Here is a 21679-nt window from a genome sequence, read left to right on the forward strand (position 1 = left end):
GATCGCAACAGAGCAAGACAAGTCCGAGTCCGGGACCGCCGCCGGCGTCCCCGCCGCGCCGGAGCCCGCCGTGCTTGTCCTCGAGGACGGCCGCATCTTCCGCGGCCGCAGCTACGGCGCCACCGGCACCGCCCTCGGCGAGGCCGTCTTCGCCACCGGCATGACCGGCTACCAGGAGACCATTACGGATCCCTCCTACGCCCGCCAGCTCGTGGTGCAGACCGCGCCTCACATCGGCAACACCGGCGTCAACAAGGACGACGCCGAGTCCCGCCGCATCTGGGTGGCCGGCTACGTCGTCCGCGACGCCGCCCGCCGCCCCTCCAACTGGCGCTCCGAGCGGAGCCTGGACGAGGAGCTCACCGAGCAGGGCGTTGTCGGCATCCAGGGCGTGGACACCCGCGCCATCACCCGCCACCTGCGCGAACACAAGACCATGCGCGCCGGCATCTTCTCCGGCGACGCCGCCCGCGCGACGGACAAGGAACTGGTCGACGCCGTCCTCGCCAGCGCCCCCATGGAAGGCTCCCGCCTGGCCGAGGAGGTCAGCGTCGACGAGGCTTACACGGTCGAGCCCGCCGACTGGGGCTGGGAAGGCGAGCCGCGGTTCAGCATCGCCGCGATCGACCTTGGCATCAAGCGCATGACCCCCATCCGGTTCGCCGAGCGCGGCGTCCGGGTCCACGTCCTGCCGGCCACCGCCACCCTGGAGGACGTCAAGGCCGTCAACCCCGACGGCGTCTTCATGTCCAACGGCCCCGGCGACCCCGCCACCGCCGACACCCAGGTGGGCCTGCTCCGCTCCGTGCTGGACGCCAAGCTGCCCTACTTCGGCATCTGCTTCGGCAACCAGATCCTCGGCCGTGCGCTCGGCTTCGGCACGTACAAGCTGCGCTACGGCCACCGCGGGATCAACCAGCCGGTCATGGACCGCGCCACCGGCAAGGTCGAGATCACCTCGCAGAACCACGGCTTCGCCGTCGACGCCCCGCTGGCGGGCGACACGGTGGCCCCCGAGGAGCGCTTCGGCCGCGTCCAGGTCAGCCACGTCAGCCTCAACGACGACGTCGTCGAGGGCCTGAACTGCCTGGACATCCCCGCCTTCTCGGTCCAGTACCACCCCGAGGCGGCCTCCGGCCCGCACGACGCCGCCTACCTCTTCGACCGCTTCATCGACCTGATGGAGAGCACGAAGACCGCGGCCGCGAACGTCGGCACCACGACCTCCACCGACTCCAAGACTGAGGACAAGAAGTAATGCCCAAGAGAACTGACCTGAAGAGCGTCCTGGTCATCGGTTCCGGCCCGATCGTGATCGGCCAGGCGGCCGAATTCGACTACTCCGGCACCCAGGCACTGCGCGTCCTCAAGGACGAAGGCCTGCGCGTCATCCTCGTCAACTCCAACCCGGCCACCATCATGACCGACCCGGAGTTCGCCGACGCAACCTACATCGAACCGATCACCCCCGAGGTGGTCGAGAAGATCATCGCCAAGGAACGCCCCGACGCCGTCCTGCCCACCCTGGGCGGCCAGACCGCGCTGAACACCGCGATCGCCCTGGACAAGAACGGCGTCCTGGAGAAGTACAACGTCGAACTGATCGGCGCCAACATCGCCGCGATCGAACTCGGCGAAGACCGGGAAAAGTTCAAGGGCGTCGTGGAGCGCTGCGGCGCCGAATCGGCCCGCAGCCACATCATCCACACCATCGACGAGGCCCTCACGGCCGCCGAAGACCTGGGCTACCCGATGGTGGTCCGGCCCTCCTTCACCATGGGCGGCCTCGGCTCCGGCCTCGCCTACGACGAGGGCGACCTGCGCCGCATCGTCGGCCAGGGCCTGCAGTACAGCCCCACCACCGAGGTGCTGCTCGAAGAGAGCATCCTCGGCTGGAAGGAGTACGAGCTCGAGATGATGCGCGACAAGAACGACAACGTCGTGGTGGTCTGCTCGATCGAGAACTTCGACCCGGTGGGCGTCCACACCGGCGACTCCATCACCGTCGCCCCGGCCCTGACCCTGACCGACCGCGAGTACCAGCGGCTGCGCGACATCGCGATCGCCGTCATCCGCGAGGTCGGCGTCGACACCGGCGGCTGCAACATCCAGTTCGCCGTCGAACCCGACACCGGCCGCGTCGTCGTCATCGAGATGAACCCGCGCGTCTCCCGCTCCTCGGCCCTGGCCTCCAAGGCCACCGGCTTCGCGATCGCCAAGATCGCCACCAAGCTCTCGCTCGGCTACACCCTGGACGAGATCCCGAACGACATCACGCAGAAGACCCCGGCGTCCTTCGAGCCGACCCTGGACTACGTCGTCGTCAAGGTCCCGCGCTTCGCGTTCGAGAAGTTCCCGGCCGCGGACCCCACGCTGACCACCACCATGAAGTCCGTGGGCGAGGCCATGGCGATGGGCCGCAACTTCACCGAGGCCCTGCAGAAGGCCCTCCGCTCCCTGGAGCAGAAGGGTTCGCAGCTGGACTTCACCCCGGTCCCGGAGTGGGAGGTTGCGGAACTGGTCGAGAAGGCCAAGCGCCCCACCACCGACCGCCTGCACCAGGTCCAGCGCGCCCTGCTGGGCGGCGCCACGGTGGAGCAGCTCTTCGAGGCCACCAAGATCGACCCGTGGTACCTGGACCAGCTGCAGCTGCTCAACGAGATCTCCCTCGAGATCCGCCAGTCCACCGCCCTGACCAAGGAGATGCTGCAGCGCGCCAAGCGGCACGGCTTCTCCGACGCCCAGATCGGCGCCCTGACGCACAACCCGGAGGCCGTGGTCCGCGGCGTCCGGCAGGCCCTGGACATCCGCCCGGTCTACAAGACCGTGGACACCTGCGCCGCCGAGTTCGCCGCGTACACCCCGTATCACTACTCCTCCTACGACGAGGAAGACGAGGTTGCGCTGCACGCCAAGCCCTCCATCATCATCCTCGGCTCCGGTCCGAACCGGATCGGCCAGGGCATCGAATTCGACTACTCCTGCGTCCACGCCTCGATGGCGCTGCGCAAGGCCGGCTACGAGACCGTCATGGTCAACTGCAACCCGGAGACCGTGTCCACCGACTACGACATCTCCACCCGGCTCTACTTCGAACCGCTGACCCTCGAGGACGTCCTTGAGGTCATCGCGGCCGAGGAACGCACCGGCGGCGTCATGGGCGTCTTCGTCCAACTCGGCGGCCAGACCCCGCTCAAGCTCGCCCAGCAGCTGGCCGACGCCGGCGTGCCGATCCTCGGCACCTCCCCGGAGGCGATCGACCTGGCCGAGCACCGCGGCGCCTTCTCCCGCGTCCTCGACGAGGCCGGCCTGATCGCCCCGAAGAACGGCACCGCCGTGTCCTTCGAGGATGCCAAGAAGATCGCCGACGAGATCGGCTACCCGGTCCTGGTCCGCCCGTCCTACGTCCTGGGCGGCCGCGGCATGGAGATCGTCTACGACGAGGCCAACCTCTCCCGCTACATCGCCAACGCCACCGAGATCACCCCGGACCACCCGGTGCTGATCGATCGGTTCCTCGAGGACGCCGTCGAGATCGACGTCGACGCCCTCTTCGACGGCAAGGACCTGTACCTCGGCGGCATCATGGAGCACATCGAAGAGGCCGGCATCCACTCCGGTGACTCCGCCTGTGTGCTGCCCCCGATCACCCTGGGCAACAACGTGATCGACCGGGTCCGGACCGCCACCCGGGCCATCGCCGAGGGCGTGGGCGTCCGCGGCCTGATCAACATCCAGTTCGCGCTGGCCTCCGACGTGCTCTACGTGCTCGAGGCGAACCCGCGCGCCTCGCGCACCGTGCCGTTCGTCTCCAAGGCCACCGGGGTGCAGATGGCCAAGGCGGCCGCGCTGATCGGCGCCGGCGTCACCATCAACCAGCTCCGCAGCGCCTACAAGATGCTGCCGGAGTCCGGTGACGGGTCCACCCTTCCGCTGGACGCCCCCGTCGCCGTCAAGGAAGCCGTGCTGCCGTTCAGCCGGTTCCGGACCCCCGAGGGCAAGGTGGTCGACTCCCTGCTCGGCCCGGAAATGCGCTCCACCGGCGAGGTCATGGGCATCGACAAGCACTTCGACACCGCCTTCGCCAAGAGCCAGGCCGGGGCCAACAACGCGCTTCCCACCGAGGGCAAGGTGTTCGTCTCCGTCGCCAACCGGGACAAGCGCGCCGTCATCATGGCGGTCAAGCGCCTCTCCGACCTCGGCTTCGAGATCGTCTCCACCGGCGGCACCGCCGACGTGCTGCGCCGCAACGGCCTGCAGGCCACCCCGGTCCGCAAGGTCGCCGAGGGCAGCAGCGCCGAGGGTGAAGGGACCATCGCGGACCTAATCGTCGCCGGCGAGATCGACATGGTCTTCAACACCCCCTCCGGTGGCGAGGCCCGCAGCGACGGCTACGAGATCCGCGCCGCCGCGACGTCCATCGGCATCCCCTGCATCACGACCGTGGCCGAGTTCAACGCCGCGGTGCAGGCGATCGAGGCGATGCGGACCTACGAATGGTCCGTCACCAGCCTGCAGGAGCACGCCGCGGCCCTCGCCGAATCGCAGGAAGCCGCCCGGACCGCGGCCCAGCATGCCTGAGCAGGGCACGGACACCACGGCCGGCCGGGAGTCCTTCGGCTCCCGGCTGGGCCGGGCCATGGCCGTGCGCGGCCCGCTCTGCGTCGGTATTGACCCGCACCCGGCGCTGCTGAGCGCCTGGGGCCTGAACGACGACGCCGCCGGCGTCGAACGTTTCTCGCTCACCGTGCTGGAGGCCGTGGGTCCGCTCGCCGCCGCGGTGAAGCCGCAGGTGGCGCTCTACGAACGGCACGGCTCTGCCGGCATGGCCGCGCTGGAACGCACCCTCGCCGAATGCACCGCCGGGGGAGTGCTCAGCATCGCCGACGCCAAGCGCGGCGACATCGGCTCCACCATGGCCGCCTACGCCGACGCGTGGCTGCGGGACGGCTCGGCCCTGGCCGCCGACTCCGTCACCCTTAGCCCCTACCTGGGCTTCGAATCGCTGCGCCCGGCCCTGGACCTCGCGGCTGAGGCCGGGAGGGGTGTCTTCGTCCTGGCTCTGACCTCCAACCCGGAAGGCGCCTCCGTGCAGCACGTGGGTGGGGCGGACTCCGTGGCCCGGCGGATCGTCACCGCAGCGGCCGGGGAGAACCGGCGCTACGACGGCGCCATGGGCTCCGTGGGCCTCGTCGTCGGCGCCACCGTGGGTTCGGCCCTGACCGACCTCGGCCTGGACCTGGAAGCCGTCCGCGGCCCCATCCTGGCCCCTGGCCTGGGCGCCCAGGGAGCCACTCCCGCCGACCTCAAGCGGACCTTCGGTGCCGCCTACGGCCAGGTCCTCGGGACCTCGAGCCGGGACATCCTGGCCGCGGGTCCGGACACCGCCGGCCTGCGGGCCGCGGCCCAGCGTACCCTCGACGGGCTGCGGACCGCCTGACACCGGGCTGAACCGCTCCCGTGCGGGTTCAGGGGGCGGTGAGGCCGGGGTCCTCCATTGCGTTCCTACGCTGCCAAAGGGTAGGTTCGGGAACAGCTACGCAGGGAGGACCCCAGTGAGTTTGCGACCCCTCACGCCGCAGGAGCGTGCCGATGCCCTGCGCAAGGCTGCCGCCGCCCGGGTTACCCGGGCCGAAGCCAAGGAGCGGCTGAAGTCGGGCCGGCTGTCCATCACCGAACTGCTCGGCGCCGCGGAAACGGACGAGGCGGTGGCACGCATGCGGGTGGTGGAACTGCTCGAGGCCCTGCCCGGCATCGGCCAGGTGCGTGCCGCGGCGATCATGGAGCGGCTCGGCATCGCGGCCTCCCGCCGGGTGCGGGGGCTGGGAACCCACCAACGCGCTGCGCTGGTAGATTTTATAGACGAGAAGCAGCCCCGTTCGAAATAAAGCACCGCTAAAGGAATATGTGAGCAAGAAACCCGGACTGACAGTCCTCGCCGGACCGACCGCCGTCGGCAAAGGCACCGTGTCCACCTACATCCGGGACAACTACCCGGGCGTCTGGCTCTCGGTCTCCGCCACCACCCGCGAACCGCGTCCGGGAGAGCAGGACGGCGTGCACTACTTCTTCAAGACCGCCGACGAGTTCGACGAGCTGGTGGCGAAGGGCGAACTGCTGGAATGGGCCGTGGTGCACGGCCGCAACCGCTACGGCACCCTCCGCTCCACCGTGGACGCCGCCATCGCCGAGGGACGCTCCGTCCTCCTGGAGATTGACCTGCAGGGCGCGCGCCAGGTCAAGCAGGCCGTCCCGGACGCACAGTTCGTCTTCCTGGCCCCGCCGAGCTGGGACGAAATGGTCCGCCGCCTGGTGGGCCGCGGCACGGAATCCGCGGAAGAACAGCAGCAAAGGCTGGAAACCGCTAAACTAGAACTTGCTGCTGAACCGGAGTTTGACCACACCGTGGTCAACGACGACGTTCGCCGTGCAGCTGACGAGCTTGTTTCACTCATGGGGCTGACCCCGAACCCGTAACCTCGGCCACGGGACGTATCGGCCCGTAAGAATTTGGAGAATTCGTGTCCACGAACCTTGAAGGCATCATCAACCCGCCGATCGACGAACTGCTGAAGGCAGCCGACTCGAAGTACGGCCTGGTGATCTTCGGTGCCAAGCGTGCCCGCCAGATCAACGCCTACTACGCTCAGCTGCACGAGGGCCTCTTCGAGTACGTCGGCCCGCTGGTCGACACCAAGCTGAACGAGAAGTCGCTGTCCATCGCCCTGCGCGAGATCAACGAAGGCAAGCTCGTTTCCACGCCGATCGAGGCCGCCGCAGAGTAAATGCTCTGCTGCCTGACGGAGGTCACGTGCGCATAGTCCTCGGAGTCGGGGGAGGGATCGCCGCCTACAAGGCGGCATCGCTCCTCCGGCTTTTTACTGAAGCCGGTCATGACGTCACCGTCATCCCCACCGACGCCTCCACCCGGTTCGTGGGGGTTGCCACCTGGGAGGCCCTCTCCGGGCACCCGGTGAGCAACAGCGTCTTCGACGACGTGCACACCGTCAACCACGTCCGGCTCGGCCACGAGGCGGAGCTGATCGTGGTGGCGCCGGCGACGGCCGACCTGCTGGCCCGCGCCGCCACCGGGCAGGCCAACGACCTGCTCACCAACACGCTGCTGATGGCCGGCGGGCCGGTCCTGATGGCCCCCGCCATGCACACCGAGATGTGGCGCCACCAGGCCACGCAGGCGAACGTCGAGACCCTGCGCTCCCGCGGCATCACCGTTCTCGAGCCCGACTCGGGTCGCCTCACCGGCGCCGACTCCGGCCCCGGCCGGTTGCCCGAACCCGCCGCGATCTTCGCCGCCGCCATGGCGCTGGCCGAATCCTCCGGCATCCCCGACGCCCCGGAGCGTGCTGCGGCCCCCGGCCCTGCCGGCCCCACAGCTTCCGGCCCCGGCCCGCTGGCCGGCACCAGGGTCACCATCAGTGCCGGCGGTACCCGTGAACCACTGGACCCGGTCCGATTCCTTGGCAACCGCTCCTCCGGGAAGCAGGGCGTGGCTCTCGCCGCCGCCGCCCGCGACGCCGGCGCGAAGGTCCGGCTGCTCGCCGCGCACATGGACGTCCCCGCGCCCGAGGGGGTCGACGTCGTCCGCGTGGAAACCGCGCTGGAACTCCGGCAGGCCGCCCTGCGCGCCTCCGCCGAGTCGGACGTCATCATCATGGCCGCCGCCGTCGCCGATTTCCGCCCGGCCGAAACCTCCGGGACCAAGATCAAGAAGCGCGACGATACCGCCGACCCGGTCATCACCCTGGTCCGCAACCCGGACATCCTCAAGGAACTGGTGGAGGTCCGCGACACCGCATCCCGCAACCAGCTGATTGTGGGCTTCGCCGCCGAGACCGGCGACGCCGACGGCGGGGTCCTCGAGTACGCCGAGGCCAAGTTGCGGCGCAAGGGCTGCGACCTCCTGGTGGTCAACCAGGTGGGCCGCGATGAGGTCTTCGGCCAGGACACCAATTCCGTAGTCATCCTTGCCCGCTCCGGCTCCGAACCCCAAGAGGCGTCGGGCAGCAAGTCCGATGTCGCTGCTGCCGTGATCGACCGCGTCAGCGCCGAGCTGAGCCGGGTGCAACCGCCCGCCTGACACCCGGCGTTAGCAAGGTCTCCCTCACCGGAGGTCACGCGCCGCTGTATGCCCGTTCCCAACCAGTAAGGTAGTTGAGTGACTTTACCGCTGCACATCCCAGACTTTCACGGGTCCACGCCCGCCTCGCTCCGGCTCTTCACCTCCGAGTCCGTGACGGAGGGACACCCGGACAAGATCTGTGACCAGATCAGCGATGCCATCCTCGACGCCCTGCTGGCCAAGGACCCTGAGTCCCGGGTCGCCGTCGAAACCCTCGCCACCACCGGCCTGGTCCACGTTGCCGGCGAGGTGACCACCGACGCGTACGTCGAGATCCCGCAGATCGTCCGCGAGACGATCCTGGGCATCGGCTACGACTCCTCCGCCAACGGCTTCGACGGCGCCCGCTGCGGCGTTTCGGTTTCCATCGGCCAGCAGTCCAACGACATCGCCGGCGGCGTCTTCAACTCCATCGAGGCCCGCGAAGGCCGCCAGGAGGACGACTACGACCTCCAGGGCGCCGGCGACCAGGGCCTCATGTTCGGCTACGCCAGCGACGAGACCCCCTCCTACATGCCGGTCCCGATCTGGCTGGCGCACCGGCTCTCCGAGCGCCTCACCGAGGTCCGCAAGTCCGGCCAGCTGGACTACCTGCGCCCCGACGGCAAGACCCAGGTGACCGTGGGCTACGACGGCGACCGTCCGGTCTCGCTCGAGACCGTCGTGATCTCCAGCCAGCACGCCGAGGGCGCCAGCCTTGACCAGCTCCGGGCCGACCTCGCCGAGCAGGTGGTGAACCCGGTGATGGCCATGTCCAACCTGGACACCTCCCGGTCACGCAACATCCTCAACCCCGCCGGTGCCTTCGTGATCGGCGGCCCGGTGGGCGACGCCGGCCTGACCGGCCGCAAGATCATCGTCGACACCTACGGCGGTATGGCCCGCCACGGCGGCGGCGCCTTCTCCGGCAAGGATCCGTCGAAGGTGGACCGCTCCGCAGCCTACGCCATGCGCTGGGTTGCCAAGAACGTGGTGGCGGCGGGCCTGGCCCGACGCGCCGAGATCCAGATCGCCTACGCGATCGGCCAGGCCCGCCCCGTGGGCACCTACGTGGAAACCTTCGGCACCGAGACCGTGGACCCGGCACGCATCAGCGAGGCGATCTCCGAGATCTTCGACCTGCGCCCGCGCGCCATCATCGACGCCCTCGACCTCAAGCGCCCGATCTACGCCAAGACCGCCGCGCACGGCCACTTCGGCCGCGACGAACCGGACTTCACCTGGGAGCGGCTGGACCGCGTGGACGCGCTGAAGGCCTTCTTCAACGCCTGATTCCACATTGTCAGTGCTCTGTGATGTGCTGTAGCCAGGCCGCCAACCGGCGGCCTGGCTACCTGTTTTAACCGGCCTTTTCGGCCGCGTCCGCAGCCTTTTGAATGCCGTTGTGCCGGCCCGAAGCACCTGGGAAAGGAGAGAGACCCGTGAGCGAGTCACGCCGCCCCGCCGCGCCGGAAGAACCCTTCCAGCTCTCCCTCCTGCAGGGCTTCCCGGCCTCCGCCGCCGCGGCGGGTCCCGCCCTGGCCGCCGAACTTCCCGTGGCACGGGTGCAGCTGGAGAGCTTCCTGCCGCACCTGGACCGGCCCTTTGACTACAGCGTGCCCGCCGACCTGGACGCTGCGGCCCGGCCCGGCGTTCGGGTGAAGGTCAAGTTTGGCGGGCAGGAGCTTGGCGGCTTCCTGCTGGAACGCGTAGCCGCCTCCGACGCCGGGCATGCGCTGGTGCCGCTGCACAAGGTGGTTTCCCCGGTGCCCGTGCTGACTCCCGGGGTGGCAGCGCTGGCGGAGCGCGTCGCGGCCCGCTACGCCGGCACCGTCAGTGACGTCCTGCGCGTTGCCGTGCCGCCGCGGATGGCGAGGCTGGAGAAGGAATTCGCCCCCGGCGGTGACCTGGACCCGGCTCTGTTTACCGAACCCGTGCCCGAGGATGCCGGGACTGAGGCACTCCCGCCGGACAAGGCGGCACCGGCGGCAGTTCTGCCGCCCTCGGGCTGGTCCGCCTACCGCAACGGCGGTGCGTTCCTGCAGCACCTGGGCGCGGGGGAGTCGCCCCGTGCGGTGCTCTCGGCGCTGCAAGGCTTCGGCCCCGCGGCGTGGCCCCGGCTGATCGCCGAAGCCGTCGCGGCCGTGCGCCGCTCTGGCCGGGGCGCCGTCGTCGTCGTACCCGACTACCGGGACCTGGACCGGGTGGAGGCGGCGCTCCTGGAGCTGCTGCCCGCCGCGGACGTGGCGCGGCTGACCGCCGACGACGGGCCCACCCCGCGCTACCGGAACTTCCTGCGGGTGCTCAGCGGGGCGGCAGGCGTCGTGGTCGGGACGCGGTCGGCCGCCTACGCCCCGGTGCACCGCCTCGGACTGGTGGTCTGCTGGGACGACGGGGACGACCTGCACATCGAACAACGGGCGCCGTACGCCCATGCGCGCGAGGTGCTCCTGCTGCGGGCGGTGCACGAAGGGGCGGCCTGCCTACTCGCCGGGCACGCCCGTAGCACGGAGACCCAGCGGCTGGTGGAGTCCGGCTGGGCACTTCCCGTCGAAGCGGACCGCACCGTGGTGCGCCGGACCGTGCCGCGTGTGGTGAATACCGCGGACAGCTTCGAGCAGGAGCGCGACCCGCTGGCCCGGATCGCCCGTCTCCCCGGCGCGGCATGGCGTGCGGCGAAGGAGGGCCTGGAACGCGGACCGGTACTGGTGCAGGTGGCCCGCGCCGGGTATGCGCCGTCGCTGGCGTGTGAGCGCTGCCGCGAACCGGCCCGCTGCACCGCCTGCAACGGCCCGCTGGCCATCAACGGACCCGCCGGCAGCGGCGCCGTCCCGGTCTGCCGCTGGTGCTCCACCGCGGCGGGTCATTGGCGGTGTGCCACCTGCAACGGCACTCAGCTCCGCCGGGGCGCCACCGGGGCGCTCCGGACCGCGGAGGAACTGGGCCGCGCTTTCCCCGGCAAACCCGTGCTGAACTCGTCCGGTGACCGGGTCCTGGCCACCGTCCCGGACACCAAGGCCCTCGTGGTCGCCACCGTGGGAGCCGAGCCCGTGGCGGCGGGCGGATACGCCGCCGCGCTACTGCTGGACGGAGATTCCCTGCTGCGCCGCGAGAACCTTAGGGCGGGCGAGGACGCCGTGCGCCGCTGGTTCAATGCCGCCGCCCTGGTCCGGCCCGCCGCCGATGGCGGCCTGGTGGTGATCACCGCCGACGACGCCGCGGGCGTGGGTGCGCTGCTGCGTTGGGATCCCGCCGGTTATGCCGGCCGGGAACTCGGACTCCGGCAGGAACTGTCGCTGCCCCCGGCGGTGCGGGTCGCGTCCCTGACCGGACCAAGGACGGCGGTCGGGCATTTCACCTCCGCCGTCGAGGCCGGCCTCGCGTCGCGGGGCATCACGCTGCGGACCGCCGGACCGGCGCCGCTTCCCGGCTCCGGGTTTCCGGCGCCGGGCGTGCCGGGTGCGGGGATTCCGGGTGCCGGTGGGCTGGGTGTCCAGGCCGGCGGCGCGTCCCGCGGCGAAGACGTCCGGACGCTGCTGTTCATTCCGTACGCCCAGGCAGCCGAAGTGACTAAGGCGCTGCGGGCCGTTAAGGCGGCCGCCGCGGCCAAGCGAAGCGACGACCCGGTGCAGGTCCGGCTCGACGGCGTGGACGTGCTGTAGATGACGCCCGTCCATGGCCCCGACGCCGTTGCCGCGGCGCTGCGTGACCTTGCCGCGGCCGAGAAGGTTGAGGACGGGGCGGAGCGTTGGTTCCGAAGCGTGTGGATGGCGGAGCAGCACCCCTGGCGGCAGATGTGTGGGTTTTTTCGCCCGACTACTTGAGACTCCTCGTGGTGGATCATCCCTGGCGAGGGCTGGTACCGCCGGGCGGGAAGGTGGAACCGGGGGAGACCTCCCGTGAGGGCGCCGTACGGGAGCTGGCCGAGGAGACCGGGCTCGTCCTTGAGGTCGCCGCGGTCCCGGCCTTCGCTGCTGTCCGGTCCTACCGGGACGACTGGCCGCCGACGCTGAACCTCTCCTACTGGTCGATCGCCAGCCCTGGGACGGCCCGCCTCGTTCCGGAGGCGGACCAACCCGCCCTGTGGGTTGACGTCGGCAGCGCTTGGAGGACTTACCACGCCAACGACGCACAGGTGATCTCGGGATTTGCGGAACGGAAGCGCCGCGAACAGCGACCCCTTTAGGCAGATCTGGAGTGCTCCCGTGATCGTGGCGGCCCGCACAGTAGAGTGAAGCCATGTTGCACTCAACCCGGCAGGGCTCCGGTAAGCCGCTCCTCCTGGTCCATGGTCTCGGATCCAGTGCAGGAAACTGGAACCCGATAGTCCCGGCGCTGGCTGCTGAACGAGATGTCATCGCCGTCGATCTGCCCGGGTGCGGGGAATCCGCCCCCCTGACCGGCGAGACGACAATCGCGACGCTGACCGATGCCGTCGAAGCCTTCATCGGCGAAGCGGAACTGGGCGACATTGATCTGGTCGGCAGCTCCATGGGGGCACGCATGGCCTTGGAAATGGCGCGGCGGGGGCACGCCGGGACCACGGTCGCGCTCGACCCTGGAGGTTTTTGGAGTGACCGCCAGGCCGCGATCTTTGGTGCCAGCATCAAAGCGTCCGTCGCGCTGGTGCGCCGCATCCAGCCGGCGCTTCCTTTCCTCACGGGCAACCCCGTGGGCCGCACGGCCCTGTTGGCTCAGTTCTCCGCGCATCCCTGGAGGCTGCCGCAGGACCTGGTGCTGCATGAGCTTCGCGGTTTCAAGACGTCAACCAGCCTGGACCCGGCCCTCGACGCGCTGATTCACGGCCCCCGCCAGGAAGGCGCTCCGGCGGGTTCACTCAAGGGCAAAGTGGTCATTGGATGGGGGCGAAAGGACAAGGTGACTGTTCCGGGCGAGGCGGCACGAGCCATGGACCTTTTCCCGGATGCAACTCTCCACTGGTTCGACGACTGCGGTCATTTCCCGCACTGGGACCAGCCCCGGGAGACGGTGCGCCTGATCCTGGACAGCACCGGCTGAGCTGCGGCTGGGTGCCGCGCCAACCCAGGCCCTACCGCCGTCGTCGGCCCTGCTTCCTCAGCGCCACCGCTTCCTCGGCCGCGGCAAGGAGCCGGCGCGCCGATTCGTCCCAGCTGAACTCCGCGGCCCGGTGCACGGACCGCACGGAACGGTCCTTCCACAGCGCCGGATCCTCCAGATCGCGGACGGCGGCCGCGAAGTCGGCCGGCGAGGATGGATCCACGTAGCTGACCACGTCGGAACCCACCTCGCGGAAAATTGGGATGTCGCTGGCGATCACCGGCGTCCCATGTGACATCGCCTCCACCAGCGGCAGCCCGTAGCCCTCTGCCTTGGACAGGCTTACCAGCGCGGTGGTCCGGGCCAGCAGGGCTTCGTACTCCGCATCCGTGACCCCGTTGTGGAACACCACATTGGCGCCCGCGGGAATCAGAGCCTCCAGCTCGGCACGGCGCTCGGGCGTAATCCGGCTCAGCAGGTGGAGCGTCATCTCCGGCAGCTCCGCCATGCCGCGGACCATTGTCTCAACGTTTTTGTAGGGCATGAACGAGCCCATGTACAGCAGCGTCTTCTCGGCCCCGGCGCCGGGATCACGAGGGGTCAGCCCCGGCTGGGGTGCGTTCCCGACGATCCGCACCGGGCGCCTGGTCAGCCGGTACTTGGCCATCAGCGCCTCGGTGGTGGCGCTGATGGTGGCCACGACATCGGCCCGGTTGAGCAGCACCCGCTGCGGCCAGAACGCCTTGTGGTACAGCCTCCACAGCACCCGAACGGGCGCCGGCAGGAAGCCGGGGGGAGCCGGGTGCTCGTAATAGATCAGGTCGTGGAGGGTCAGGATTAGCGCGTACTTCCGCCCCCAGCTGCCCATGGTCTGCATCGGGCAGACGACGACGTCGGCCCCCAGCGGGTTGACCTTCCGGGCGACGAACAGCTCGGCCGGGGACAGCGGGCTGTTGATCAGCGTGTAGGGCACGTCCGGCAGCAGCGCGAGCTGGCGGGTGTCGCTGATCAGCATGGACACGTCGGCCACCTTGGCGGCGGCCGCGATCAGGCTGGAACCGTAGCGGCTGATGCCGTCGTGGTGGTCCAGCCGGGTGAAGCGGGCGTCGATGAGAATTTTCACGCGGCGTGGTCCTTCAGGAAGCGGCGAATGAAACCGGCGGCGGGTTCCGGGGTCTCGTAGTGGATCAGGTGTCCGACGCCGGGGATGACGTCCAGGGTGCCGTCGGGAAGGCGGGGGAGCAGTTTGTGCTGGTCCGGCAGGGCGGCGATCTCGTCCTTCTCCCCGGCGATCAGCAGCACCGGCAGCGTCAGACGCTCGGCGACCTCGGCCACGTTGTTTCCCACCGAGGCCTTGAAGGCCTCCAGCAGGCTGTCCCGGTCCGCGAAGGCGGAGAAGTAGGCGGTGTGCTGTGCGTGGACGAATTGCCGCAGGCGCTTGTCCCTGGTCTTGGCCATGGTCTCGCTCATCACACGCACGATCAGCTGGTTGCGCAGCAGGGCGTTGCCCAGCCGGCGGGGGAGCCGGGCCGCGGCCTCGTAGTAGAGCACCGCGGCCTTGGTCATCAGCCCCTTCGGGCCCTCCAGGGCCGGCGCCGCGATCGGGTTGATGAGGATCAGTTCGGACACCGCGTCCGGGTGATGGGCGACGAAGTGGCTGGTGATGATCGAGCCGAACGAGTGGCCCAGCAGCACCGTGTCCGGTCCCAGCCCCAGGGCGGCCATGAAGTCGGCCACGAACCGCCCGTAGCCCTCCACGCTGTGCGCACCGGCGGCAAGGGCACCGGAGACACCGAAGCCCGGCAGGTCGGGCATGACCAGGCGCATCTCGGGGAGTTGGTCCGCCACCCGGAGCAGGCCGTGGTGGTCGCCGCGGAAGCCGTGGATCACCAGGATGGTGCGGGTGTCCGGGGTTTCCTGCAGGGGTTCATACGTCCAGTACGCCACCCGGGTGCCGTTGAGGTCCACGGTGGAGGCGGTTGCGCGGGTCTGCAGGGCGGCGCTGAGGAGCGGTTGCGGGGGAGGGGGCTGGGTCGCCACGTGTTCCATTCGTTGTGGTGGGGGGCCTGTGGTGGGGTGCGGGCGGCGGTGCGTCAGTTGACGTTGTCCGGGTTGGACCCGGTGCGGAAGCCGCGGTCCAGACCGGCCAGGGCGTCCAGGTCCGCCGTCGTCAGCTCGAACCCGAAGACGTCGTGGTTTTCGTGGATCCGTGCGTAGGAGCTTGCCTTCGGGATGACCACGTTGCCCAGTTGCAGGTGCCACCGGATGATGACCTGCGCGGGGGAGCGGCGGTGGGCAGCGGCGATCTCCGTCACCACCGGGTCCTCAAGGACCTGGCCGCGGCCCAGCGGGCTCCACGCTTCCGTCACGATCCCCAAGGAGGAGTGAAGTTCGCGCAATTCGGCCTGCTGCAGCCACGGGTGCAGCTCGATCTGGTTCACGGCCGGGACCACCTCCGCGCCCTGCAGCAGCCGGTCAAGGTGCGCCGGCTGGAAGTTGGACACGCCGATCGCGCGGACCCGTCCCTCCCGGTACAGCGTCTCCAGCGCCCGGTAGCTGTCCGTGTAGAGGCCGCGCCCGGGGCAGGGCCAGTGGATCAGGTAAAGGTCGAGGTACTCGAGGCCCAGCTTGGCCATCGAGGTGTCGAAGGCCCGCAGCGTCGCGTCGTAGCCCTGCTCGTCATTCCACAGCTTCGTGGTGACGAAGAGGTCCTCACGCGTCAGCCGGGGGTGCCGCTCCCCGGAGCCGCCGGTGGCGCCGTCGAACGCTGCCAGGGCACCAATCGCCTTGCCGACGCCGGTCTCGTTGCCGTACATCGCGGCAGTGTCGAAGTGCCGGTAGCCGGCCTCCAGGGCCATGGTCACCAGCCCGGCGGCGTCGGCCGGCGGCACCTTGTACAGCCCGTATCCCAGGCGGTCCATCAGCACACCGTTGTTCAGCGTCACCCGCGGCGTCATTCTCATAGCAACGACTCTACCTAGTACCACGGCCTCTCCCGCGTTCCTTCCGCCTCAGCCGAGCCCCTCGGTACTGACCAGCCGCCGGGCACTGGCCTCGTCCAGGATCAGGTCTGTCGCCAGCCCCGCGGCCAGGGCGCCGCGCAGTCCATTGATCTTGGAGGCGCCGGAGACCACGCAGATCCGCCGCCGGACCTGCCGGAGCTGTGCCAGGTCCGGCCCTGTGGAGCGTTCGTTCAGGGTGATGCCGTCGGAGGAGCCGTCCGCGCGAAAGAACACGGTCGCTACGTCGCCCACGACATCGGACCCGGCCAGGACGCTGAGATCGTCCTCGTCGAGGTAGCCGCCCGCGTAGACGTGGCTGGGGTAGTCGGCGTCGACCGATCCGACACCGAAAATGGCGATGCTCATCCGCGCCTGCAGCTGAAGGATGCGCTGCACGCTGCGCTCATTCCACATGGCCTGCTTGGTGGCGGCGTGGTCGAAGAACGCGGGCACCGGGAATTGCTCCACGCGCGCGCCGTAGGCGCTGCCGAAGCGACGCATGATGTCCGAGGCGTAGGTGATGCCGGTGGTCTGCATGTTTCCGGCGCCGTTGAGCTGGACGATGATGCTGTCGTGCGTAATCTTCCGGGTCAGGTGGCGGCTGACCGCGCTCAGCGTCGACCCCCACGCGACGCCGATGATCGCATTCGAATCAACCAGCGGGCCGATGGTCCGCGCGGCCTGCATGGCCACCCGGTCAAGGGTTTCCGCCTCGTTCAGGGTGTCCACCACCGGAACCACGTGGACGTCCACCTTGTATTCGGCCTTGATCCGGCTGGCGAGCTCGGGGCCGGTGTCCAGCGGGCTGCGGATCTGGATCTGCACCAGGCCCGATTCCCGGGCCGCGGAGAGCAACCGCGAGACGGTCGAACGCGAGGTCCGCAGCTCCCGTGCGATCGCGTCCATGGTCAGGTCCTGGAGGTAGTACAACTGGGCCGCCCGGAGGGCGTCCGACTGGCGCGTCGGCGACATTGCGGCTCCCTTCTGCACGTTTGTGCATAGTGCTTGACTCCATTTTCCATTACTCCAAAGAATAGTCATGAACGGCGTCGTGCCAGAGGCGCGCCGCGCAGCGTCAAGCCCCAAGGAGCAGTGTTGGGAAACAAGGTCAGTTCCGGTCATCCGGCCCCGGGTCAGCAGCGCACATCGGTGCAGCAATTGCGGGACCGTCCGCACGCACAGGTACTCATCATCGGCGGGGGCATCAACGGAGTCGGGACGTTCCGGGACCTGGCGCTCCAGGGCGTCGACGTCGCCCTCGTCGAGCGCGGCGACTTCTGCCAGGGGGCCAGCGGCGCCTCCTCGCACATGATCCACGGCGGCATCCGCTACCTCGAAAATGGCGAATTCCGCCTGGTGCAGGAGTCCGTGGTCGAACGCAACCGCCTGCTGCGGATCGCCCCGCACTACGTCAAGCCGCTGCAGACCACCATCCCGATCTTCAGCACCTTCTCCGGCATCCTCGCCGCGCCGCTGCGGTTCCTGACCCACAAGCAGGGCAAGCACACCGAGCGCGGCGCCTTCCTGATCAAGGCCGGCCTGACGATGTACGACTTCTTCTCCCGCGACGGCGGCACCGTGCCCCGGCACCAGTTTCGCGGCCGGAAGAACGCCCTGGCCGAGCTGCCCCGCCTTCACCCCGGCATCAAGTACGCCGCGACCTACTTCGACGCCTCTGTGCACAACCCGGAGCGCCTCACCCTGGACGTGCTCCAGGACGGCGAGAAGGCCGGCGAGGCGGGCGGCAACGGCGCCCGCGCCAGCAACTACCTCTCCCTGGTCTCGATGGGCACGGCGGCCGACGGCAAGTCCGGTTCCGTGCAGCTCCGTGACGAACTGACCGGCGAGGTCTTCGACTTCACCGCCGACGTCGTGGTCAACACCACCGGTGCCTGGGTGGACCTCACCAACGAGGCCATGGGCGCCGCATCGAAGTTCATGGGCGGCACCAAGGGCTCGCACATCGTGCTGGACCACCCGGAACTGCTCGAAGCCTGCCAGGGCCGCGAGATCTTCTTCGAGCACACCGACGGCCGCATCGTGCTGATCTACCCGATGGGGGACCGCGTCCTGGTCGGCACCACCGACATCGACGCCGACATGGCCGAGGACGCCGTCTGCACCGACGCCGAGATCGACTACTTCTTCGACCTGATCGGCCACGTCTTCCCGGACCTGCCGGTCAGCCGCGAACAGATCGTCTACACCTTCTCCGGCGTCCGCCCGCTGCCGCGCCACGACGAAACCCAGCCCGGCTTCGTCAGCCGCGACTACCGCATCGAACGCCGCGGCGGCAACGGCAGCCCGGTGGTGCTGAGCCTGGTCGGCGGCAAGTGGACCACCTTCCGCGCCCTCGCCGAACACCTCAGCAACGACGTGCTGGCCGAACTGGGCCGCACCCGCAAGGTCTCCACCGCCAAGATGGCGATCGGCGGCGGCGCCGGCTTCCCCGACTCCGAAGAAGGCGTGCAGCGCTGGATCAAGGCCCACATGACCTCCGGCCGCGACGCGGACCGGACCGCAGGCCTGCTCACCCGCTACGGCACCCGCGCCGAGGCCGTCATGGAGTTCCTCGACGCCGGTGAGGACCGGATGCTGCGCTCCACCCGTGAGCTAAGCGTCCGCGAGCTGGAGTTCATGGCCCGCAACGAGCAGATCGGCCACCTGATCGACGTGCTGATCCGCCGCACCTCGCTGGCGTTCCGCGGCCTGGTCACCGGCGAACTGCTCAACGAGGTCGCCGACGTCCTGTCCGGCCCGCTGGGCTGGGACGCCGCCACCCGCAGCGCCGAAATCACCCACGCCCAGGAGGTGCTGGAACGCTTCCACGGCGTCCAGGTCCACAGCCTGGTTGCCTAACACTTGAGCGGCCGGGGGCACTTTTCCCCCGGCCGCGAAGGCTGCCACCAGGGCCCGACGGGCCCGAAGGCAGTTGCCGGCCGGCAGCGTGAAACCGCTGCCGGCCACACGTCCCCTCCACCCGCGAGGGACGACAACAGAAAATAGAGGAGTCAAAGATGTCTCTTGGAATAGTTTTCCTGTCCGAAGTATTCGGTACCGCAATGCTGACCCTGCTGGGTTGCGGCGTTGTGGCCAACGTCGCGCTCAAAGGCACCAAGGGCAACAACGGCGGGTTCCTGATGGTCACCTGGGGCTGGGGCATTGCCGTCTTCGCCGGTGTCTTCGTGGCCGTCAAGTCCGGCGCGCACCTCAACCCGGCCGTGACCTTCGGACTGCTGCTCAACGGCAAGAAGGAGTACGCACCCGGCGTCGCCGTCGACTTCGGCTCAACCCTGACCTACTTCGGTGGCGAGCTGCTCGGCGCCTTCCTGGGCGCCGTCGTCATGTGGCTGGCCCACAAGCAGCACTTCGACGCCGAGCCCGAACCCGCCAGCAAGCTGGGTGTGTTCTCCACCGGCCCCGCCATCCGCTCCACCCCGTGGAACCTGATCACCGAGATCATCGGCACCTTCGTCCTGGTCTTCGTCATCCTGACCTTCGGCGGAACCCCCTCCGGCCTCGGCCCGCTGGCCGTCGCCCTCCTGGTGGTCGGCATCGGCGTCTCCCTCGGCGGCCCCACCGGCTACGCCATCAACCCCGCCCGTGACCTCGGCCCCCGCATCGCCCACGCGCTGCTCCCGATCAAGGGCAAGGGCTCCTCGGACTGGAGCTACTCCTGGATCCCGGTCGTGGGTCCGCTGGTTGGCGGCGGCCTCGCCGGCATCGTGGCGGCCATTGTGCCGATCATCGCCACCGCCGCCGCTTCCTAACCCGAACATCCCCGTACGCATTACCTTCAACCGCCAGGCACTACAGACAAGGACGTCAACGTGAACCAGTACGTAATCGCCATTGACCAGGGAACCACCAGCACCCGCGCCATCGTGTTCGACCACAGCGGCAACATCGTCTCCACCGGCCAGATGGAGCACGAGCAGATCTTCCCGCAGGCCGGCTGGGTGGAACACGACCCCGCGGAGATCTGGAACAACACCCGCGAGGTCATCGCCTCCGCCCTCTCCAAGGCCAACCTGACCCGCCACGACATCGCCGCCGTCGGCATCACCAACCAGCGCGAAACCGCCGTCGTCTGGGACAAGACCACCGGCAAGGCGGTCTACAACGCGATCGTCTGGCAGGACACCCGCACCCAGTCGATCGTGGACGAGCTCGCCAAGGACGGCGGCCCGGACCGGTTCAAGCAGAAGGTGGGCCTGCCGCTGGCGACCTACTTCTCCGGCACCAAGATCAAGTGGATCCTGGACAACGTCGACGGCGCCCGCGCCAAGGCCGAGGCCGGCGACCTGGTCTTCGGCAACACCGACAGCTGGGTGCTCTGGAACCTCACCGGCGGCACCGACGGCGGCGTGCACGTCACCGACGTGACCAACGCGTCCCGGACCATGTTCATGGACCTCGAGACCCTCTCCTGGGACCAGGAAATCCTGGGTGCCTTCGGCGTCCCGGCGTCCATGATGCCCGCCATCAAGTCCTCCTCCGAGGTCTACGGCACGGTCCACACCTCCCAGCTGCTGCGCGAGGTACCGGTCGCCGGCATCCTGGGCGACCAGCAGGCCGCCACGTTCGGCCAGGCGGCGTTCGACGCCGGCGAAGCCAAGAACACCTACGGCACCGGCTGCTTCCTCATCTTCAACACCGGTGAGGAGATCGTCCACTCCAAGAACGGCCTGCTGACCACCGTCGGCTACAAGCTCGGCGACGCCAAGCCGCACTACGCCCTGGAAGGCTCGATCGCCGTGACCGGTTCGCTGGTCCAGTGGCTGCGCGACAACCTGGGCATGATCAGCAGCGCCCCCGAGGTCGAGACCCTGGCTGCCTCGGTCGAGGACAACGGCGGGGTTTACATCGTCCCGGCGTTCTCCGGCCTCTTCGCCCCGTACTGGCGCTCCGATGCCCGCGGCGCGATCGTCGGCCTGACCCGGTACGTGAACAAGAACCACATCGCCCGGGCCGCCCTGGAGGCCACCGCCTTCCAGACCCGCGAGGTGCTCGACGCCGTCAACGCCGACTCCGGCGTGCCGCTGAGCGAGCTCAAGGTCGACGGCGGCATGGTCGCCAACGACGCGCTGATGCAGTTCCAGGCCGACATCCTCGGCGTGCCGGTGATCCGACCGAAGGTCGTCGAGACCACGTCGCTGGGCGCAGCCTACGCGGCCGGCCTCGCCGTCGGCTTCTGGAAGGATCTGGGCGAGTGCTCGGCCAACTGGTCCGAGGACAAGCGCTGGGAGCCGCAGATGGACGACGCCGAGCGCGACCGCCAGATGCGCCTCTGGAAGAAGGCCGTCACCAAGTCCATGGACTGGGTCGACGAGGACGTGAAGTAGCCTTCCGAGCCCCAAAAAGGGGCCGGTGACTCCCGCCCGCCCGCTTCGCGGTGCCCACCACACCATGGCGGGGAGTCACCGGCCCCTTTTTGTCTGCCCGTACTTCAGCCGCTCGGATCGACGTTGTTCGGGTGGGGTGGGGTGCGGGTGCGCTAAAGTAGTCGTATGCGTGCGATCCTCCTGCTTAGCTAGCC

General features: G+C 69.2%; 18 protein-coding genes. 14 read left to right on the top strand and 4 right to left on the bottom strand.

Annotation, left to right across the window (positions count from 1 at the left end; genetic code table 11):
• The first annotated feature begins 70 nt into the window (after positions 1-70).
• From carA to AB0O44_RS06225, 11 genes are all read left to right on the top strand, one after another.
• Positions 71-1258 (top strand): glutamine-hydrolyzing carbamoyl-phosphate synthase small subunit, encoded by a 1188-nt coding sequence (gene carA / locus AB0O44_RS06175; RefSeq protein WP_364135817.1) that lies wholly within the window; start codon positions 71-73, stop codon positions 1256-1258.
• Positions 1258-4581, top strand: a complete 3324-nt coding sequence (carB, locus tag AB0O44_RS06180; protein WP_364135519.1) for a carbamoyl-phosphate synthase large subunit — start codon at positions 1258-1260, stop codon at positions 4579-4581. The genes carA and carB overlap by 1 nt, the downstream gene beginning before the upstream one ends.
• Positions 4574-5440, top strand: a complete 867-nt coding sequence (pyrF, locus tag AB0O44_RS06185; RefSeq protein WP_364135522.1) for an orotidine-5'-phosphate decarboxylase — start codon at positions 4574-4576, stop codon at positions 5438-5440. The genes carB and pyrF overlap by 8 nt, the downstream gene beginning before the upstream one ends.
• Before the next feature lie 115 nt (positions 5441-5555).
• Complete coding sequence (gene mihF, locus AB0O44_RS06190) at positions 5556-5888, top strand: integration host factor, actinobacterial type (protein WP_364135525.1); 333 nt, start codon at positions 5556-5558, stop codon at positions 5886-5888.
• Between the two features lie 19 nt (positions 5889-5907).
• Positions 5908-6477: a guanylate kinase gene (gene gmk, locus AB0O44_RS06195; RefSeq protein WP_290257752.1), complete on the top strand. Its 570-nt coding sequence runs from the start codon at positions 5908-5910 to the stop codon at positions 6475-6477.
• 44 nt (positions 6478-6521) lie between these two features.
• Positions 6522-6785, top strand: coding sequence for a DNA-directed RNA polymerase subunit omega (gene rpoZ / locus AB0O44_RS06200; RefSeq protein ID WP_138769242.1), 264 nt, complete (start codon positions 6522-6524; stop codon positions 6783-6785).
• A gap of 26 nt (positions 6786-6811) precedes the next feature.
• Positions 6812-8098 carry a bifunctional phosphopantothenoylcysteine decarboxylase/phosphopantothenate synthase gene (locus tag AB0O44_RS06205; RefSeq protein ID WP_364135529.1) on the top strand — a complete coding sequence of 429 codons (1287 nt, stop codon included), beginning with the start codon at positions 6812-6814 and terminating at the stop codon, positions 8096-8098.
• A gap of 78 nt (positions 8099-8176) precedes the next feature.
• On the top strand, positions 8177-9412 hold the full coding sequence (gene metK / locus AB0O44_RS06210; RefSeq protein ID WP_290257755.1) for a methionine adenosyltransferase: 1236 nt from the start codon (positions 8177-8179) through the stop codon (positions 9410-9412).
• Between the two features lie 149 nt (positions 9413-9561).
• The gene (locus tag AB0O44_RS06215) at positions 9562-11781 is read left to right on the top strand and encodes a primosomal protein N' (protein WP_364135533.1); all 2220 of its coding nucleotides are present in this window, start codon (positions 9562-9564) and stop codon (positions 11779-11781) included.
• 134 nt (positions 11782-11915) lie between these two features.
• Positions 11916-12305: an NUDIX domain-containing protein gene (locus AB0O44_RS06220; protein WP_364135535.1), complete on the top strand. Its 390-nt coding sequence runs from the start codon at positions 11916-11918 to the stop codon at positions 12303-12305.
• Positions 12306-12358: 53 nt separating this feature from the next.
• Entirely contained in the window at positions 12359-13138 is a 780-nt protein-coding gene (locus AB0O44_RS06225) for an alpha/beta fold hydrolase (RefSeq protein WP_364135538.1), read from the top strand.
• A gap of 31 nt (positions 13139-13169) precedes the next feature.
• On the opposite strand, the gene AB0O44_RS06230 is transcribed toward AB0O44_RS06225, so the two are convergent.
• The 4 genes from AB0O44_RS06230 to AB0O44_RS06245 are packed head-to-tail and all read right to left on the bottom strand — an operon-like array spanning position 13170 to position 17112.
• On the bottom strand, positions 13170-14261 hold the full coding sequence (locus tag AB0O44_RS06230; RefSeq protein ID WP_364135541.1) for a glycosyltransferase family 1 protein: 1092 nt from the start codon (positions 14259-14261) through the stop codon (positions 13170-13172).
• Positions 14258-15178 (bottom strand): alpha/beta hydrolase, encoded by a 921-nt coding sequence (locus tag AB0O44_RS06235; protein ID WP_364135544.1) that lies wholly within the window; start codon positions 15176-15178, stop codon positions 14258-14260. Before AB0O44_RS06235 ends, AB0O44_RS06230 begins: the two co-directional genes overlap by 4 nt.
• A 53-nt stretch (positions 15179-15231) precedes the next feature.
• The gene (locus AB0O44_RS06240; protein WP_364135546.1) at positions 15232-16101 is read right to left on the bottom strand and encodes an aldo/keto reductase; all 870 of its coding nucleotides are present in this window, start codon (positions 16099-16101) and stop codon (positions 15232-15234) included.
• A 48-nt stretch (positions 16102-16149) separates the two neighbouring features.
• Positions 16150-17112, bottom strand: a complete 963-nt coding sequence (locus AB0O44_RS06245) for a sugar-binding domain-containing protein (RefSeq protein WP_290257766.1) — start codon at positions 17110-17112, stop codon at positions 16150-16152.
• 177 nt (positions 17113-17289) lie between these two features.
• On the opposite strand from AB0O44_RS06245, the gene AB0O44_RS06250 reads away from it, so the two are divergent.
• From AB0O44_RS06250 to glpK, 3 genes are all read left to right on the top strand, one after another.
• A complete protein-coding gene (locus AB0O44_RS06250) occupies positions 17290-18999 on the top strand; it encodes a glycerol-3-phosphate dehydrogenase/oxidase (protein ID WP_364135549.1) in 1710 nt (569 codons plus the stop codon).
• Positions 19000-19157: 158 nt separating this feature from the next.
• Positions 19158-19910 (top strand): MIP/aquaporin family protein, encoded by a 753-nt coding sequence (locus AB0O44_RS06255; RefSeq protein ID WP_290257767.1) that lies wholly within the window; start codon positions 19158-19160, stop codon positions 19908-19910.
• 60 nt (positions 19911-19970) lie between these two features.
• Positions 19971-21485 (top strand): glycerol kinase GlpK, encoded by a 1515-nt coding sequence (glpK, locus tag AB0O44_RS06260; protein WP_364135553.1) that lies wholly within the window; start codon positions 19971-19973, stop codon positions 21483-21485.
• Positions 21486-21679 lie beyond the last annotated feature (194 nt).

The sequence above is a fragment of the Arthrobacter sp. NPDC080082 genome, assembly GCF_040686595.1.
Lineage (GTDB): Bacteria > Actinomycetota > Actinomycetes > Actinomycetales > Micrococcaceae > Arthrobacter.